General features: G+C 62.4%; 14 protein-coding genes and 3 tRNA genes. 11 read left to right on the top strand and 6 right to left on the bottom strand.

Going from position 1 to position 16,341, the window contains the following annotated elements; translation table 11 throughout:
• Window positions 1–20: 20 nt before the first annotated feature.
• The 3 genes from H4W26_RS07620 (at window position 21) to H4W26_RS07610 (ending at window position 382) form a co-directional block, all read left to right on the top strand.
• Window positions 21–93: transfer RNA gene (locus H4W26_RS07620), tRNA-Glu, on the top strand.
• An 81-nt stretch (window positions 94–174) separates the two neighbouring features.
• Window positions 175–248, top strand: a tRNA-Asp gene (locus H4W26_RS07615).
• A gap of 61 nt (window positions 249–309) precedes the next feature.
• Window positions 310–382: transfer RNA gene (locus tag H4W26_RS07610), tRNA-Phe, on the top strand.
• A 111-nt stretch (window positions 383–493) separates the two neighbouring features.
• Here H4W26_RS07610 and H4W26_RS14145 read toward each other — a convergent pair.
• Window positions 494–829 carry an alpha/beta hydrolase fold domain-containing protein gene (locus H4W26_RS14145; protein ID WP_225939634.1) on the bottom strand — a complete coding sequence of 112 codons (336 nt, stop codon included), beginning with the start codon at window positions 827–829 and terminating at the stop codon, window positions 494–496.
• 341 nt (window positions 830–1,170) lie between these two features.
• Between H4W26_RS14145 and H4W26_RS07600 the strand changes: the two genes are divergently transcribed.
• Window positions 1,171–2,142: a sugar-binding transcriptional regulator gene (locus H4W26_RS07600; RefSeq protein ID WP_225939633.1), complete on the top strand. Its 972-nt coding sequence runs from the start codon at window positions 1,171–1,173 to the stop codon at window positions 2,140–2,142.
• Here the strand turns inward: H4W26_RS07600 and H4W26_RS07595 are convergent.
• Together H4W26_RS07595 and H4W26_RS07590 are read right to left on the bottom strand one after the other, a co-directional pair.
• The gene (locus H4W26_RS07595) at window positions 2,139–2,615 is read right to left on the bottom strand and encodes a ribose-5-phosphate isomerase (RefSeq protein ID WP_192591479.1); all 477 of its coding nucleotides are present in this window, start codon (window positions 2,613–2,615) and stop codon (window positions 2,139–2,141) included. The two genes, H4W26_RS07600 and H4W26_RS07595, sit on opposite strands and share 4 nt — an antisense overlap.
• Window positions 2,616–3,210: 595 nt before the next feature.
• A complete protein-coding gene (locus H4W26_RS07590) occupies window positions 3,211–4,497 on the bottom strand; it encodes an ABC transporter substrate-binding protein (RefSeq protein WP_192591478.1) in 1,287 nt (428 codons plus the stop codon).
• A gap of 670 nt (window positions 4,498–5,167) precedes the next feature.
• On the opposite strand from H4W26_RS07590, the gene H4W26_RS07585 reads away from it, so the two are divergent.
• The 3 genes from H4W26_RS07585 (at window position 5,168) to H4W26_RS07575 (ending at window position 8,468) form a co-directional block, all read left to right on the top strand.
• The gene (locus H4W26_RS07585; RefSeq protein ID WP_192591477.1) at window positions 5,168–6,316 is read left to right on the top strand and encodes a Gfo/Idh/MocA family protein; all 1,149 of its coding nucleotides are present in this window, start codon (window positions 5,168–5,170) and stop codon (window positions 6,314–6,316) included.
• The gene (locus H4W26_RS07580) at window positions 6,309–7,232 is read left to right on the top strand and encodes a DUF6807 domain-containing protein (RefSeq protein ID WP_192591476.1); all 924 of its coding nucleotides are present in this window, start codon (window positions 6,309–6,311) and stop codon (window positions 7,230–7,232) included. The genes H4W26_RS07585 and H4W26_RS07580 overlap by 8 nt, the downstream gene beginning before the upstream one ends.
• A 489-nt stretch (window positions 7,233–7,721) precedes the next feature.
• Window positions 7,722–8,468 (top strand): cupin domain-containing protein, encoded by a 747-nt coding sequence (locus H4W26_RS07575; protein WP_192591475.1) that lies wholly within the window; start codon window positions 7,722–7,724, stop codon window positions 8,466–8,468.
• A 365-nt stretch (window positions 8,469–8,833) separates the two neighbouring features.
• On the opposite strand, the gene fdhA is transcribed toward H4W26_RS07575, so the two are convergent.
• Window positions 8,834–10,051, bottom strand: a complete 1,218-nt coding sequence (gene fdhA / locus H4W26_RS07570) for a formaldehyde dehydrogenase, glutathione-independent (RefSeq protein WP_192591474.1) — start codon at window positions 10,049–10,051, stop codon at window positions 8,834–8,836.
• 140 nt (window positions 10,052–10,191) lie between these two features.
• Between fdhA and H4W26_RS07565 the strand changes: the two genes are divergently transcribed.
• Together H4W26_RS07565 and H4W26_RS07560 are read left to right on the top strand one after the other, a co-directional pair.
• Window positions 10,192–11,445 carry a helix-turn-helix transcriptional regulator gene (locus tag H4W26_RS07565; protein ID WP_192591473.1) on the top strand — a complete coding sequence of 418 codons (1,254 nt, stop codon included), beginning with the start codon at window positions 10,192–10,194 and terminating at the stop codon, window positions 11,443–11,445.
• A 156-nt stretch (window positions 11,446–11,601) separates the two neighbouring features.
• Window positions 11,602–12,147, top strand: a complete 546-nt coding sequence (locus tag H4W26_RS07560) for a DUF4282 domain-containing protein (RefSeq protein WP_192591472.1) — start codon at window positions 11,602–11,604, stop codon at window positions 12,145–12,147.
• Between the two features lie 92 nt (window positions 12,148–12,239).
• On the opposite strand, the gene H4W26_RS07555 is transcribed toward H4W26_RS07560, so the two are convergent.
• Both H4W26_RS07555 and nadE read right to left on the bottom strand, forming a co-directional pair.
• Window positions 12,240–13,043 (bottom strand): exodeoxyribonuclease III, encoded by an 804-nt coding sequence (locus H4W26_RS07555; RefSeq protein ID WP_192591471.1) that lies wholly within the window; start codon window positions 13,041–13,043, stop codon window positions 12,240–12,242.
• Between the two features lie 72 nt (window positions 13,044–13,115).
• On the bottom strand, window positions 13,116–13,943 hold the full coding sequence (gene nadE / locus H4W26_RS07550) for an ammonia-dependent NAD(+) synthetase (RefSeq protein ID WP_192591470.1): 828 nt from the start codon (window positions 13,941–13,943) through the stop codon (window positions 13,116–13,118).
• A gap of 118 nt (window positions 13,944–14,061) precedes the next feature.
• On the opposite strand from nadE, the gene pyrE reads away from it, so the two are divergent.
• Together pyrE and H4W26_RS07540 are read left to right on the top strand one after the other, a co-directional pair.
• Window positions 14,062–14,658 carry an orotate phosphoribosyltransferase gene (pyrE, locus tag H4W26_RS07545; protein WP_192591469.1) on the top strand — a complete coding sequence of 199 codons (597 nt, stop codon included), beginning with the start codon at window positions 14,062–14,064 and terminating at the stop codon, window positions 14,656–14,658.
• Window positions 14,659–14,851: 193 nt separating this feature from the next.
• Window positions 14,852–16,306 carry an FAD-dependent oxidoreductase gene (locus H4W26_RS07540; protein WP_192591468.1) on the top strand — a complete coding sequence of 485 codons (1,455 nt, stop codon included), beginning with the start codon at window positions 14,852–14,854 and terminating at the stop codon, window positions 16,304–16,306.
• The last annotated feature ends 35 nt before the right edge of the window (window positions 16,307–16,341 follow it).

Here is a 16,341-nt window from a genome sequence, read left to right as displayed (position 1 = left end):
AGTTCCCTTGCAGGGATCGGGCCCCCATCGTCTAGCGGCCTAGGACACCGCCCTTTCACGGCGGCGGCACGGGTTCGAATCCCGTTGGGGGTACGCTTCAGCAATGAAGAGCAGTGATTTGGACAGCAAGGGTGAGACTGGTAAAGTTTCTCTCCGTGCCAAGGCACAAAGTAAGGCCCTGTAGCGCAGTTGGTTAGCGCGCCGCCCTGTCACGGCGGAGGTCGCGGGTTCAAGTCCCGTCAGGGTCGCTTCACTCTCTGTACAGAGGATCTGGCCGGAGAGCGAGTCGCCGCTTGAGATGGCGTCGATGGCTCTGTAGCTCAGTTGGTAGAGCGTTCGACTGAAAATCGAAAGGTCACCGGATCGACGCCGGTCGGAGCCACCTTTAACCCATATAGGGTATGAAAACCCCCGGAAATCCGGGGGTTTTCTTGTGTCTGGCCTCAGAAGTAGAAGTGCTTTCAGTCAGGTGTTCCGCATAAATTCCGTAAATTCAAATCAGTCCAACCAGCTGCTTCTCCATGACCCTGGCTGCTTCTGTCGCAGGCCCTGGGCGCGGGGTCTCTGGCGCCAGTCGATAATCCACCGACAACACAACCACCCCGAGAGCCTGAGCCCAATCTAGAATTTCAGCAAGCCGGTCCGATCGTGGCCCGTCACCATGCACCCGCCGTGTCCGTGATAGACGGCCGCTACTTTTCCGCTCGCGGCTGTCGGTCGGCAAATCAACACCGGCTACTTCGGGAGACCGTTCCAAGCCAGGCACGACGCGCTCATACACTTCGAACGTACCTCTTCGGGCCAACTCCTGATTGGATGGCGCTTCCATTCCACTCCGGACTCGCAGAGGTATCGGGAGCGCATCAAGGGCGACGGAGACCGGGGGTGAGGCGCCTTGTCTCAACACCAATGCAATAGCGACATCTGGACCAAATCGTGGTGGTGTGCTCAACTGCATTGTGCCGTCGAGCGGTTCCGGTGATTGGGTCTCCCCCTCACAGTGGCGTGCTGGCAACTGAGATGTTGCATTGCTAGCTCACCTCGGCCCTAGGAACATCCGCACCTCTCGCACGGGCCGCCACTGACGTCCCCGTTGTTCCACCAGGGCATGGTGATAGGACCAGACCTTGTCAATCGGGGGGGGGGCAGGAGGGCCGATACGATGGCCAGATGGACGCAAGTGAGGTCACCAAGGGCGCCCCGACAGACACGTCTCAGCTCGCACGCCTATACAGGGCCGCGCAGCTTTACTACGAGCAGGGCGCCACCCAGGCCGAAGTCGCAGAACAGCTTGACGTGTCTCGACCCTCGGCCAGCCGCATGCTCGCAGAAGCTAGAGCGCAGGGGATCGTGGAGATTCGCGTCCATCGGCCCGCGTCCACAGGTCTGGACGAACTCAGCGAGCGATTGCAACGAAAGCTGGGCATCGAAGCTGTGTATTTGGCGCCGGGCGATCAGTCCCAGCGCGTCGGTCTGGGTCTGGGGCCGCTTACGCGCCGAGCATTGGCGGCCACGAATCTGCGCGCCGGCGATGTGCTGCTCTTGGCCTCCGGGGAAACGACGTACGCTCTCGCCCAGCAAAAGCTGGGGGACTTCTCTGGAGTGGTCGTCGCCCCGACGGTGGGCGGTCAGGCCGAACCGGACCCGTGGCACCAGACCAATGAGGTGGTGCGGGCGTTCGCAGCCACCTCTCGGGGGTACCCACATTATCTCTTCGCACCATCGATGCCTTCCCCTGCCTTACTCGCCGCACTTCAGGATGATCCCGGCTACCGTCAGGTCGTGGCCGACTGGGGTTCTGCCAAGGTGGCGCTGGTGGGCATCGGTGCCGCCCCGCTCTCGCGCAGCTCGATCGCACAGTCGGTTCCCCGCCATCATCCGAATCTCGCGACGTCGATCGGCGATGTCTGCCTAGCCTTCTACGACGCCCAGGGTAACGAGGTGACATTCCCGGGAAGTGAACGCATGGTCCGTGTACCGGGCCAGACACTTCGTGCAGTCCCGGCGCGCATCGCAGCGGCCGTCGGAACACACAAGGCGCCGAGTATTCTCGCCGCCGCCACCGCCGGGTGGTTCAACATATTGGTCACCGATGAGTTCACGGCAAGAGCCGTGGACCGGCAGATTCCGAGAGAGTTCTAGTCACAGCTGTCGGTGTCCTCATAGCTGGTGATCGCGCCGACCTTGGCGACAGAGGCGCTCGATGGGTCGAACTCATGCTTAAGCCACTCATCGGTGAGTTTGCGGGTAAGCTCCCGGCCGATCACACGCTGTCCCATGCAGAGAACCTGGGCGTTGTTCGAAAGCACGCCGCGCTCCACGGAGTAGGCATCATGGGCAGTGACGGCGCGAATACCCTTGACCTTGTTCGCTGAGATGGCGACGCCGAGCCCAGTGCCGCAGAGCAACAGCCCTCGGTCGGCCTCGCCGGCCACGACCTTCTCGGCCGCCGCGACGCCAATACTGGGATACGCGGTCTTGTCGGCGTCGTCGCCGACTGCGACGTCAATGACTGACGAGACCCGAGGATCGGCCTCCAAGTCAGCCTTGAGGACCTTTTTATAGGCGAAACCGGCTTCATCGCTGCCGATGACGACTCGAAACTGACTTTTCATGATGGCTCCTCGAGAAACTTCGGAGTTCATACGCTGCGATTTGGCATTTTTTCTGTGCCCCGCCTATGACGCTTTGACCGCGTAGGCGGGGGCAGGTGGTCAAGAGCACGGAACGCTCAGTAGCGATTTGAAGACCGGCTGGCCTCCCGGTGATTTTGCCCGCTCAGCTCCAGTGTTGGGTTGTATGACCTCAGCGGTAGAGACAGCCAACGCCAGAAAGGGGACCCAGTCAACACAATCGCGAACGTCAAGAAGGACCCAAGCAGAGCGATCTGCCACGCGAAGCAACGGGGCCCTCCCCAGTCTCTCAATGGATTGTCTAAGGCCACCAGGGGGATGGGAATACTTCTGAGGTGTTGGCTAGAGCCAACGGCATTAAACCCTGGCGCCGTCCGAGCTGACAACGTCAAAGCCGTGAACTGTCCCCAAGTTCGACAGAAGCGCGTCCCGCGCTAGGTCGTGAGTCCGTAGTCTGCGGGCATCGTCTCGCCCGCGGGCACTGGACTCACGACCACGCCACTGAAGAAATCGAGCAGCATCAGTTACGTATCCCTGACCTGTGCCACCCAACTGTCTACGGTGTCCGCCCCACGCGCTAACTGATGGCTGATTCGATCTCAGAGAACATGCCTTCGGCTGCTTCCTCTGGGGACATTCGGTCGAAAATGACCTCTTCCTCGAATCGGAAGATGATGTCCTGGACGGCCCCGTAGCCAACAGGCGGGACTGGTGGGATGGGAGAGATATCGGGCTCCAATTCTTCCTGGTAGTCCACGATCACCTGTGCGCCGCCAGCAAGGTCGGGCAGGATCGCTTCGCGGACCGTCTCGTTGCCAGGCAGACCGCGGTCTATACCGGTCAGGCTTCCGGCTTCCTCGCTATTGACCAGATAGTCGATGAAGAGTTGAGCCTCTTCCGGGTGCTCCGAACTCGCAGAGGCCGAGTAGAACATCGCAGGCTTGAAGAACTGTTCCGAGTCGGAGGCGCTGCCCGTAACTGTGGGGAACCTCAAGGGCACGAGGTTCTCGTTTTCCCCACCAGCGATTGACATGATTGTGGTATCCCACTCGACATACATCGCCGCTTCCCCCGATACCACTAGAGTTTGCTCCAAAGCTGCGCCCCTGTCCTCAGACGCGGCAGAGGCAGAAGCCATTGAGCCGGATTCGGTCATGTCCTGGAGCATCTGGAAATAGGGGACGCTGTCCTCAGGGGTATAACCGAGTTGTCCATCCTCGGTGACGATATCGGTCCCCGCGTGCTGGCGTAGCCAGACCTCAAATCCAAAGTCGCCCAGTGGGCGGGCGAGACCGGCCGCGTCAGAGTTGTCGCTGACTTCTTGTGCGATTTCCTCAAAGTCTTCCCATGTCCACGTCTCATCATCCGGGAATTCGACACCGGCTTCTTCGAACACCTCCCGGTTTGCAACGAACGAGGGGACAGTGCTTCCGCTGGGTATTCCGTATTGCTCACCGTCGATGACACCCCCTTCAAGGACTGCTGGAGAGATATCGTCCACGTTGACGGCTTCGAGGGGAAGGAACTGCCCACTGCTGATGTACTCGCGCATGTAGCGCAACTCCATTTGGATAACGTCGGGCAGGTCACGTCCAGCCGCTTGCGTCGCAAGCTTGTCCCAGTACCCGCCCCAGTCGCTATATTCGGCAGAGATGCTGATATTTGGGTTTTCTTTCTCGAAATTGTCGATAATTTCTTGAGTATATTCCTGGCGGCTGTCCCCACCCCACCACGTGAAGCGCAGCTCGATGTCGCCTTCTCCGCCAGCCGCGGCATCATCTCCTCCGCTACCGCATGACGATAGGAGAACTGATGCCATGACGGCAGTCGCTACAGCTGAGGAAAGTCTGGTTGCACGAGCCATTTAGATCTCCTTGTATGAGAGTAGAAACCCTCTAGAACGGGGTGTGAGGCAAGTCATATTTACGATAGATGCGATCCCAATCATATGTCAAGGCACATCTGTTCAACCTGCCATCTGCTGATAGACGCGCCCTGAGGGTTGCTGAGTGAAGCGCCCAGAGCTCCCCGGAATTGGGTGTCTGAGTTGTGCCCACCCGCGCCTCAATCCCGCGCGATACAGGGATGGTCGCCCCTCATGTCGCAGATTAAGGAGAAACGCCGGTCGTCTCATGCTTGACTTTGTAATGTGGCTTACACGAAGATGTTTAGAGACGCACACTCGAAGGGAACAGATGTTCACAGCGCGAGCTGATCTGAACTATCGCCTCTAAAATCCGGCAAATATGTCGCCGAGGTCGCCTCCCTTGGGCTTCCCCAGCCATCTGAACGTCACAGGAAATAGGCGAACTAAATCTTTCAATTAACACAATTATTTTGTCTGTCGCGATGTAAATGTGTCCGGAATATTCAGGTTAACGACCGATTGTTTATATCGGCAGTTCGTGTTTATATCCGTCCATCCTCATGCACGTTGTGGCAACCCGGTGCGCGGATGAGTGAGCGAGTTGCTTCGCGATCCCGCCATGGGGCTGACGGAAGCACCCAACCAAGACCGATAGAGATGGAGAACCGTGTCTAATACCGAAAAACCTGTCCGCGCTGCGCTCGTTGGAGCTGGGGGGATCGCCGTGTATAAACACCTTCCTGCCCTTTACGCGCACAGAGATCGCATCGAGATTGTTGGCGTAGCCGAGCCAAACGCTGAGCGTCTCGGTACGGTCGCAGACGAATGGGGGATCCCGGGACGATACTCGACTACCGAGGAGCTCCTTGAAGCAGAGAAACCCGACCTCCTGGTGGTGTGTACCCCACCAGTGGCACACAGGGATGCCGTCATCGCGGGACTTCAGGCTGGCGCCTGGGTCTGGTGCGAGAAACCACCGATGCTCTCATTGTCCGAGTACGACGAGGTTGCCATCTATGAAGGACATGAAGGGCCGTTCGCCTCATATGTCTTCCAGCACCGTTTCGGCTCCGCCGCGCAACGCCTACGTCGGCACCTAGCTGAGAAGACCTTGGGGCGCCCACTGGTTTCTGTGTGCCATACGTTGTGGTTCCGCACTCACGAGTACTACGAGGTGCCGTGGCGAGGAAAGTGGGAGACAGAAGGAGGCGGCCCCACGATGGGGCACGGAATCCACCAGATGGACCTGCTGTTAGAGATTCTCGGAGACTGGACTGAAGTCACCGCCCGAGCGGATGTTCAAGACCGTGATCTCGAAACGGAGGACGTTTCCATGGCCATGGTGAAATTTTCCTCTGGCGCCTTAGCATCCGTGGTGAACAGTGTGGTCTCCCCCCGCGAGACATCGTACTTGCGCTTTGACTTCCAAGACGCGACGGTCGAGGTGGAGCACGTCTACGGATACGACAACACATCTTGGCGGTGGACGCCCGCCCCTCACCTAGCAAGCGAATCCGCAGAACCCTCCGAGTCCTGGCTGCCAGAAGAGAACGTTCCCAGCTCCCATATCCAGCAACTCGACGAACTGCTCGATGCGATGGAAAAGAACTCGCGCCCGCGAGCCTCCGGCGATGATGGACGGCGAGTTCTCGAATTCATCGCCGCCCTCTACGAATCTGCCGAGACTGGCCGCACCGTACGACGAAGCGACCTCAAGCAGAGCGGTCCCTACTACACCGGAATGCACGACCCTTCACACACCTACTCCCTGAGCCCCGACAACGCTGCAACGAATCGAAAGCGCAAGAATGTCTAACCAATTCGAGATCGAGTCTTCAGACACTGAAATCGTAGTTCGCGCGGGTGAGGTTGAGATCGCAACTTATGCGTTCCGGCCCGAAACCCCAGCACGAGAAGCACCGAAACCGTACCTGTACCCTCTCCGGTTCCTCGATGGCGGCCCGGCAGCCGTGCGTCGGCCCTGGGACCATCGGTGGCATGTCGGGCTGCAGTTCACTTGGTCTCATGTGGATACTCAGAACTTCTGGGGCGGGCCCACGTTCTCTCGTGAACACGGGTACCAGTACCTTGACAACAAGGGCTCGATGCGACACGTCGAGTTCAGGAACAAGCCGACGGGCGGAAGCGAAGTGCTGCTCGACGAGTCTTTGGAGTGGATCACTAGCACAGGAGAGCATTGGTTCGATGAGCATCGCCTTCATCGGTTCCACTCATTGGATACTGAACGCGGTGTTTGGGCCGTGGATCTGACGACGGTGCTCACGAACGTTCGTGGCTCGACTATCCCTCTTGGTAGTCCAACCACCGCGGGACGGCCCGACGCTGGGTATACCGGTTGGTTTTGGCGAGGACCGCGGTCTTGGACAGGGTGTGAACTCATGTCGTCTGACGCTCTCGTGGACCAGAATGAAATCATGGGGACCGCTGCTTCGCGGTGGGTCGCTTTCCAAAATCAGCACGACGAGCAAGATGGTGGCGGTACCGTGATCGCTTACCGCGGTACAGCAAGCAGCGCCGACGCCGACGTGCCGCCAGTCAAATGGTTTACCCGAACGACTCCGTTTGCCGTAGCAAGCCAGTCTCCAGCTTTTGACCAAGAGATTTTGCTTCCCAATCATGGTGTACTCCGACTCAACCACCGCTTTGTATTCGCAGCTGGCATCCGGGACTCGGAGCAAGTCATGCGGCTCGCAGAAGACCTTGCTCTGTAGGCCATACGAAGGGACCTCATGCGACCCGATGAGGACTGATCTGCAGGACTTCGGACCTGCAAACAGCGACGCCGAAACACCGGAGCCTCTAGAACGCAGGCTCGCGCCAGTCTTTACCCCGTCTCTTGGACGTGGGAGATTGTCTTCCGTGCTGCAAAGGAGAGACTCCTCGATGTCCCTTACCCCGAGAGGGCCCAGCATGGTGAATTCTGCACCTACCCGCTACGATTCCTCGGCAGCTATGCATCCGCGGTGTGCCGTCCCTAGAATCACAGCCGGCGCACCGGTCGGCAATTCTCCTGGTGTCGTACTGCGGGCCGACTGGTTCACCAGCACCTTGAGCTCGACCGGTGCGCGGCAGGTTCTGGCCGTCGAGGGAGAACTCCAGCTGCAGGATCGTAATACGCCGTGGTGGGGGCTCCGTCCGCCGATTATCGCCGGAGTCCTGGATGCAAGCGAGCGAGATGAACTCGGCGAGGTCGCATCACCATGAGCAATCATTCTCCAAACCTTCGCTCGCTACCTCGGTTCCCCGGCGGAACCTCGCTGAGCCACCTGTGCGTCTACGACTGGGAAGCCGCCGACGGATTGCACGGAGGGACCCCTCATTTACATACTGTCTCCACCGAGGCGTATGTAGTCACCAGCGGCCGCGGCGCGGTCCACACCATCAGTTCGGCCGGTCCAGCCCAGGACTCACTTTCAGCGGGCTCGTTGCTCTGGTTCACTCCTGGTACCGTTCATCGGTTGATCAACCACGACCAGCTTGAACTGCAGGTAATCATGTCCAATGCGGGCCTTCCCGAAGCGGGTGACGCAGTGCTGACTTTTCCAGAAGAGATCGTGGCCGACCCACAGAAGTATCGAGCGGCAGTGGCTTTACCCGTGGGCGAGGGCGAAATAGCGCGCGCCCAGGCGGCGCGCGCCCGTCGGGACCTAGCCATCGAGGGTTATGGGCAGTTGCTCGAAGGGATTGTGGAGCACGGTCGCCCCGCCTTGGAACGGTTTTATACTCATGCTGTAGATCTCGTCCGGCCCCTCATCGGGGACTGGCAGCACATCTGGGAGCACAACGTCCAGATGGAAGCCGAACAGACCCGAGCCCAGCTTGACGCCCTAGCATCCGGCGACCGCAGGCATCTATCCACCGCGACCGTCATCCGCGGTGAGCCACGTCCGGGGCCCAGACTCTGGGGCATGTGCGGGCGGCTCCAGACCTGGTCCGGTGAGGTTTAGAGTCGGAGGAAAGGGCGGACACGCAAGAGGTCGACTCGGAGACGGAGCTCTGAGGGCCCTGTGGATGACCGGACTCCCGCTGGAGCACTAGTTCAAGAGGCTGGCCAGCACTCGGATCAGAAGGACGAGGACGGACTCGCGTTCCGGATCTGTTCCGGAGAAACCCTTGATAGAAGCTGACTCTTGATCGAAAGGTCACCGGATCGACGCCGGTCGGAGCCACTGTTACAAGAAAGCCCCTGGATTCCCAGGGGCTTTCTTGCGTCTGAGGTCGCGTGGAGACCTCACTGATCTACACCGAGACGACCAGGAAACACTCAGGCCGGGCGCAGAATGTAGCGCTGGACGGTGCAGGGAGGCCCGCCTCAGCTCTTGATGTAGCCGTTCGGGTTGAGGACGAACTTCTTGGCCGCGCCCTTATCGAACTCCGCATACGCTGCCGGGGCCTCGTCGAGCGGTATTGCAGTGGCTTTGACTGCTTTGGCGATCTCCACCTTGTCCTGAAGGATCGCCTGCATGAGGTGTCGGTGATACAACATCACCGGGCATTGACCGGTGGCGAAGGACAGCGATTTTGCCCAGCCCAGACCGAGACGGATGGAGAGCGAGCCAACCTGGGCCGCTTCGTCGACTCCGCCCGGGTCACCGGTGACGTAGAGGCCGGGAATGCCGAGTGCTCCACCGGCCTGCGTCAGGTCCATCAGGGAGTTGAGGACCGTTGCTGGCGCTTCCTGTGCCGAATCGGCTCCATGTCCCCGAGCCTCGAAGCCGACGGCGTCAACGCCGCACTCGACCTCCGGCACGCCGAGGATCTGTTCTATCTGCTCGCGTGGATCCCCTTGGGAGACATCCACGGTTTCACATCCAAAGGACCTGGCCTGCGCTAGTCGGTCCGCATTGAGGTCACCGACTATCACGGCGCTCGCGCCCAGCAGCTGTGCGCCGACGGCAGCGGCAAGTCCGACCGGGCCGGCCCCGGCGATGTAGACGGTGGATCCAGGTCCGACGCCCGCGGTGTAAGCCCCGTGGAATCCGGTCGGAAAGATGTCGGAGAGCATGGTCAGATCGAGTATCTTCTCCAGGGCCTGTTCCCGGTCGGGGAACTTGAGCAGGTTCCAGTCGGCGTAGGGCGTCAGCACGTATTCCGCCTGTCCTCCGACCCAGCCACCCATGTCCACATATCCGTAAGCACTTCCGGGGCGATCCGGGTTCACGTTGAGGCAGATGCCGGTCTTGCGCTCCTTGCAGTTGCGACACCGGCCACATGAGATGTTGAAGGGCACGGAGACGATGTCTCCGACCTTGGTGAATTCAACGTCAGGGCCGACTTCAATGACTTCGCCGGTGATCTCATGCCCGAGGACCAGCCCGGCCGGCGCCGTGGTCCGTCCTCGCACCATGTGTTGATCGGAGCCACAGATGTTCGTGGCGACTGTCCGAAGGATCGCGCCATGCGGAACCTTGCGTCCAATGTTCGCGGGGTTCACCCCAGGGCCATCCTTGAGCTCAAACTCGGGGTATGGAGTATCCACAACTTCCACCACACCGGGACTCTTGTATGCGATCGCTCTGTTCTCAGACATTGCTAGCCTCATTTCTCGACGGTGATCAGCGGGCTGCATCACACGACTTGAGTCTCCATCCGGGTCAGAAGCGCCTCAATGACCCATCAGGCGGGCCGGAGCCCTACCTTTGGGTAGGTCTCTTCCCTAGGATCTGAACCATGGATCGCGCCGCGCTGTCCGATGCTCTGCTCCACCAGCTTTACGAGGTGCTCGCCTCTCCGCTGGGGTCGATCGGTCGTGGCCTCTCTGAGCTTCTGACTCCCTTCGTGGCGCATTCGGCGCTGGTCCTGCTGACTGCCGATGTCAGCGGTGGTCGCCTCCAGTGGTGGGGCGATCCCACGATTCACCAAGGGATGAGCGGACTTGCTGTGGACCGGCTCCGCAGCACAAGCGGCAGTGCGGAGGGCATCCGCCGGGCTTTTCTGCACATCGATGACGCCCAGCGCCCGGTTCTGCAGTTGGTGGCTCGCAACGGCGCCCTTCTCCTCTTGGTCGATCCAGGTCCGGTCTCACGTCCGAGGACCGTGACGGACCTCTGGAACATCGTCTCGCTGCACGTGCAGGAGCGGGCTGATGAAGCCGCGCCGGAGTATCTGCGGCACGCCCGATCCACTGCAGGGGTGCGCCTTCTGGCGTTGAACGAGATCAGAGACGAGTATTCGGCGACCCTCGAGGGCGTTCTTGGTCCACTGAGGGCGGGACGGCTCTCCGATGCCTCGGCCCGGGAAGCTGCCCTGAATCGATCCGTCGCCGGGCTTGATCGTCTCCGGGCGATGTCCGGTCAGGCGCGCACCCTCGCCCAGGAGACGGTGAGCGTCTCCTTCGCGCGCCTGAAAGACGAGCTCAGGTCCGCGGCGCGCTACTGGCATGGTCAGCTCGAGTTCATCGGCCCCTCGTGCGGCGATCACCCGGTGCCCGACGAGGTCGCTCGGGGAGCCCGCGCAGTGGTCCAACGAGTCATCCTCAGTCGTATGGAGTGTTCCGAGGTCAGCCGCATGCGGGTGCAGTGGGAGTGCGACGGAACCCAGCTCCTCATCGACCTCCGCGATGATGGGGCTGGCGGAGCTGCGGACGCCGAGGCGCTGCTGGAGATTGCCCGGCAAAGGGTGGACGCGCTGCGGGGTCAGGTTTCGTTCACCGAAACCTCAGGGTGGGGTGCGGAACTCTCGGTGAGTCTGCCGCTGGATCCACCTCCGGTTCGCCCTTCCACTGCCGCGATCGCTGGTCTTCGGCCACGGGAGATGCAGGTCGCCAAACTGCTGACAGCAGGCAGCAGGAACCGCACGATTGCTCACGAGCTGGGGATCAGCGAGAACACGGTCAAGTTCCACATCTCGCGCATTCTGCGCACCCTGAACGCGAACTCCCGCGCTGAGGCCATCGCTGCACTCCTCTCGGAACAGCGGGCCTGAGGTTCCTTGCAGGGTCACCGACGTGCAGGCCCAGATTCAGAGCTCCTCGGGGTAAGGCCCTGAAGATGCGGCCTCCGCGACAAAATCCTCGACTGTTCATGAGGGCTCGTATAGGTTGTGTTCAGGGCGGAGCGACCGCACTTCACAGGAGGCGTCATGACTCAGAACCCAGGACCCTACGGACCCGAGGACGGCGAGGGGCCCGCGGGCGGCAACAGGCCGCAGGGTGGTCAGCCCCCGCAGAGCCCCGGTCCCTATGGTCAGCCGACTCCGCCCGCCCAGAGCGGTTCACCCTACGGGTACGGGGGAGGGCAGCCGTACCCCCAGCAGTCCCCGCCGCCGAACTACCCGCCGCCGCAGTCGCCCAACCGGAACGCCGTGGAGGGCAAGAACTTCTTCGCCGCGCTGTTCGACTTCTCATTCCAGAGCTTCGTGACGGTGAAGTTCGCGAAGTTCATCTACGCGATCCTGATCCTGTTCATCGCGCTCGGCTACCTGATCGTGATCGTCACAGCTTTTCTCGATAGTGCGGCCGCGGGGCTCTTCGTGCTGCTGCTGGGCTGGATCCCGGCGATGATCTATCTCATCCTGTTCCGCATCACGCTTGAGTTCATGATCGCGCTGGTGCGCACCTCGCAGAACACCGCCGGGACTCGGGCGGAGATCGAAGCGCTGCGCTCAGACTTGAAGAACCGCGGCTGAATCCCGCTTTCCAGCGGACACAACGACGACGGCGCCCGATCCACCACGTGGAGGATCATGCGCCGTCGTCGTTGTGTTGGCTGAAGCTCAGCTCAGCTCAGCTCAACGATCACGGGAGCGTGGTCCGAGGCGCCCTTGCCCTTGCGCTCCTCGCGGTCGATGGAGGCGGAGCTGACACGTGTCGTCAGGGCGGGGGAGCCCAGGACGAAGTCGATCCGCATGCCTTCCTTCTTCGGGAAGCGCAGCTTGGTGTAGTCCCAGTAGGTGTAGACCCCGGGGCCGGGGGTGTGGGGTCGCACCACCTCGGTGTACCCGCTGTCCAGGAAGCCCTGGAAGGCGGCACGTTCGGGGGCGGAGACGTGGGTGAGGCCCTGGTCGCGGAAGAAGTCGATGTCCCAGACGTCCTCGTCCTGCGGGGCGATGTTGAAATCACCCATGAGCGCGATCTGAGCCTGCGGGTCCTCGTTCAACCAGCCCTGGGCATTGTCATTGAGCTGACGCAGCCAGTTGAGCTTGTACTCCATGTGCTCGTCTTCGAGCGAGCGGCCGTTGGGGACATACAGGCTCCAGATGCGCACTCCGCCACAGGTCGCGGCGATGGCGCGGGCCTCTTGGATGGGGTCCTTGCCACCTTTGCCGAAGACCGGCTGATCCGCGAAGGTGCGCTCCACGTCTTTCATGCCCACGCGGGAGGCGATGGCCACGCCGTTCCACTGGCTCAGACCGAAATGCGCGACGTCATAGCCGTTGGCCTCGAAGACCTCCCAGGGGAAGTTCTCGTCCTTGCACTTGGTCTCCTGGATCGCCAGGACGTCTACGTCGGAGCGGTCCAGCCAGGCCTCGACCCGATCGGCTCGAGCCCGCATTGAGTTCACATTCCATGTCGCAATCCGCATGGATTCAAACTACCAGCGCGCTCCTCGCCACCAAGCGTCGGGGGTAGAAGGTGCGGAGCCGGAGGTGCTGGCTCAGCTTTGGCGCCACCAGTCGTCCTGGATCGTCACCGGCACCGTGCGCTTGTGTCGGGTGCGCAGGAAGTGCTTCTCCAGAACTTCCGCTTCGCTGTCCGGGATTTCGCGACCCTCGAGGTAGTCGTCGATGTGGTCGTAGCTGATCCCCAGCTCGGTCTCATCGAGCTGACCGGGGGTGTCATCGAGCAGGTCGGCGGTGGGGGCCTTGGACCAGAGGGTCTCCGAGGCGCCGAGATGCTTCAGCAGGTGACGGACCTGGCGTTTGTTCAGAGTGAACAACGGCAGGACATCGGCCCCGCCGTCGCCGTATTTGGTGAAGAAGCCCGTGGTGGATTCTGCTCCGTGATCAGTGCCGACCACCAGCAGTCCATGCTCGCCACCGACGGCGTACTGCACCGTCATGCGCAGGCGCGCCTTCACGTTGCCGCGGTGGTAGTCCTGCATGCCCCTGCCGAAGGTGTCATTGAAGGCGCTGTCCACGCCGGTGACGGCCTTCTCGATGTTGAACGAGTCCGTCCGGTCCGGAGAGATGAACTCCAGGGCGGCCGCGGCGTCGTCGGCGTCGTGCTGCACGCCGTGGGGCAGGCGCAGTGCGTGGAAATGGACATCATGTCCCTGCTCCCGGAGCTTCTCCGCGGCGAGCTGGCAGAGTCGGCCGGCGAGCGAGGAGTCCACTCCGCCGGAGATGCCCAGCACGAAACCGTTCACCCCCGCGGACTTCGCGTAGTCCACCAGGAAGTCCACCCGGCGGGCGACCTCCTCAGCGGGATCGATCTCAGGCTTCACGCCCATTTCTTCGACGATGACACTCTGTAGCTCACGCATGAGGCGAGTCTACTCAGCGCAAGGTTTCGCCGGTGTCACTTGTGTCTGGGTGTTGGCCAGACGCGCTCGCCGGGCGGGGCCGGTCGACGAGCCCTGCAGGTTCAATAGGATGGAGACCATGACTGAGACTGCCGCCCGTGCCCCGCAGCCCGCCTTCGATCCCGCCGCTGACCGCCGTCGACTGCAGGAGCTCATCAGCGAGCTCGCCGTCGTGCGCGGAAAGGTGACGCTCTCCTCCGGGAAGGAGGCTGACTACTACATCGATCTGCGCCGCATCACGCTGCAGCACGAGGCCGCTCCGCTGGTGGGGCGGGTCATGCGTCATCTGCTCGCCGGGGCTGACATCGACTACGTCGCCGCCGGTGGTCTCACCATGGGCGCAGACCCTGTGGGCACTGCCGTGATGCATGCCGCCGCGCAGCAGGGACAGGCCACGGACACCTTCGTGGTGCGCAAGGCGCAGAAGTCCCATGGCATGGGACGTCAGGTCGAAGGTCCGAGCGTCGAGGGGCAGAAGGTCGTGGTGCTCGAAGACACCTCCACCACCGGCGGCTCAGCCCTCACCGCGGTCGACGCCGTCCGTGCCGCTGGCGGACTGGTCCAAGCTGTGGCCGTGATCGTGGACCGCGACACCGGAGCCAAGGAGCACATCGAAGCGACAGCTGGTGTGCCCTACCTGTTCGCATTCTCGAAGAACGATCTGGGTCTCGACTGACTGAAGCCTACGGGCTGCATTGACGTTCATCGATGCGCCGCGCTAGTCTCGGCATATCGAAGAAGATCGATGTTTATCGATGCGGGAAGCGCCTCCCGGGTTCTCTGGATTCCTCCGGGATCCCCTGAGCTCCGCAGGGCTCCCTCGAGGATCCCTGGGGCTCTCCCGCGTCGACCGCCGAGATGGAGCCACGATGTCAGCCACGTCCGCCACCACTGCTGAACTGCCCGTCGTCGTCATCGGGGGCGGTCCGATCGGTCTCGCCGCTGCGGTGCACCTGTTGGAACAGGGCCTCGAGCCGCTGATTCTGGAGGCCGAGTCCCAGGTGGGCGCCGCGGTCCGGGAATGGGGCCACATCAAGCTCTTCTCTCCCTGGCGGTACAACATCGACTCCGCATGCTCCGCGATGCTGGAGGCCACCGGCTGGGAGTCGCCGCGCCCCACCGCCCTGCCCACCGGAGCTGAACTGGTGCGGGACTACCTCAAGCCGCTCGCAGCGCTCCCCGATCTCGCCGGTCGGATCTGGACGGATCACCGAGTCCTCGCCATCAGTCGTGGCGGGCGGGACAAGACCCATGTGCAGGCGCGCGCCGGTCAGCCCTTCATCCTGCGGGTCGCCCACGCGTCGGCGGTGACCGAGCTGCATGCGCGCGCGGTGATCGACGCCTCCGGCACCTGGGGCAGCCCGAACCCGCTCGGCGCCGCCGGACTTCCTGCCCTGGGCGAGGACACCGCGGCGGTGGCCGACCGGCTGCTCGGTTCCCTGCCCGATGTCCTCGGCGCCGAGTCGCAGCGGCTCGCCGGGCGCCACACGCTGGTCGTCGGTTCCGGACACAGTGCGATCAACACGCTGCTCAACCTCGCCGCGCTCAAGCGCCAGGACCACGCCACCACCATCACCTGGGCCGTCCGTGGGGACTCTGCCGAGCGCGTCTACGGCGGAGGAGACGCAGATCAGCTCCCCGCTCGCGGCGCCCTGGGGCAGCGGCTGCGCCGACTCGTCGAGGAAGGCGAGATCACGCTGCTCACCGGCGCCGAGATCCACGCCCTGGCCGCTCCGGAGGCGCGAGCCCAGACCCCGGACGACGACGCCGCGCCCACCTCCACGCTGCAGGTCGAGTTCGCAGATGGTCGCCAGATCACGGCGGACCACCTCGCCGCAGCCACGGGCTTCCACCCGCAGCTCGAGATGCTGCGCGAGCTGCGCCTGGAGCTTGATCCCGCCGTGGAATCCCCGCGCCGACTCGCCGCCCTCATCGATCCGGAGTTCCACTCCTGCGGCACCGTGGAGGCCCATGGAGCCGATGTGCTGGCGCACCCGGAGGAAGGATTCTTCCTCGCCGGGATGAAGTCCTACGGGCGGGCGCCCACCTTCCTGCTGGCTACCGGCTACGAACAGGTCCGTTCCATCGCAGCGCACCTCGCTGGCGCCGACGCGGCGGCCCGGAATCTGAACCTGCCAGAGACCGGGGTCTGCTCCGGAGTGAGCGCGTCGGACCCGGAAGAACCGCAGTCCTGCGGCGCCCCCGAGCTGACGGCCGGGGAGGCGCAGTCCTGTAGCGCACCCGAGCTTGCCGCTGTCGGTGGAGCGGCCGATGAGGCTAGGGCCGGCATCTCCACCGGCGTGCTGCACGGACGCCGCGGCTGAGCTCGGTCCCGTCCGGTCCCTTCCCATCCGCTCCT

It is taken from the genome of Nesterenkonia halotolerans, assembly GCF_014874065.1.
GTDB lineage: Bacteria > Actinomycetota > Actinomycetes > Actinomycetales > Micrococcaceae > Nesterenkonia > Nesterenkonia halotolerans.
This window is presented reverse-complemented; position numbering and strand designations above follow the sequence as displayed.

Bases quoted from the DNA above. Each gene is read 5' to 3' on its own strand.
- H4W26_RS07540 (WP_192591468.1), top strand. From the start codon at position 14,852: ATGTCAGCCACGTCCGCCACCACTGCTGAACTGCCCGTCGTCGTCATC.
- H4W26_RS07565 (WP_192591473.1), top strand. From the start codon at position 10,192: ATGGATCGCGCCGCGCTGTCCGATGCTCTGCTCCACCAGCTTTACGAG.
- H4W26_RS07575 (WP_192591475.1), top strand. From the start codon at position 7,722: ATGAGCAATCATTCTCCAAACCTTCGCTCGCTACCTCGGTTCCCCGGC.
- H4W26_RS07560 (WP_192591472.1), top strand. From the start codon at position 11,602: ATGACTCAGAACCCAGGACCCTACGGACCCGAGGACGGCGAGGGGCCC.
- pyrE (WP_192591469.1), top strand. From the start codon at position 14,062: ATGACTGAGACTGCCGCCCGTGCCCCGCAGCCCGCCTTCGATCCCGCC.
- fdhA (WP_192591474.1), bottom strand. From the start codon at position 10,051: ATGTCTGAGAACAGAGCGATCGCATACAAGAGTCCCGGTGTGGTGGAA.
- H4W26_RS07590 (WP_192591478.1), bottom strand. From the start codon at position 4,497: ATGGCTCGTGCAACCAGACTTTCCTCAGCTGTAGCGACTGCCGTCATG.
- H4W26_RS14145 (WP_225939634.1), bottom strand. From the start codon at position 829: ATGGAAGCGCCATCCAATCAGGAGTTGGCCCGAAGAGGTACGTTCGAA.
- H4W26_RS07595 (WP_192591479.1), bottom strand. From the start codon at position 2,615: ATGAAAAGTCAGTTTCGAGTCGTCATCGGCAGCGATGAAGCCGGTTTC.
- H4W26_RS07580 (WP_192591476.1), top strand. From the start codon at position 6,309: ATGTCTAACCAATTCGAGATCGAGTCTTCAGACACTGAAATCGTAGTT.
- nadE (WP_192591470.1), bottom strand. From the start codon at position 13,943: ATGCGTGAGCTACAGAGTGTCATCGTCGAAGAAATGGGCGTGAAGCCT.
- H4W26_RS07555 (WP_192591471.1), bottom strand. From the start codon at position 13,043: ATGCGGATTGCGACATGGAATGTGAACTCAATGCGGGCTCGAGCCGAT.
- H4W26_RS07600 (WP_225939633.1), top strand. From the start codon at position 1,171: ATGGACGCAAGTGAGGTCACCAAGGGCGCCCCGACAGACACGTCTCAG.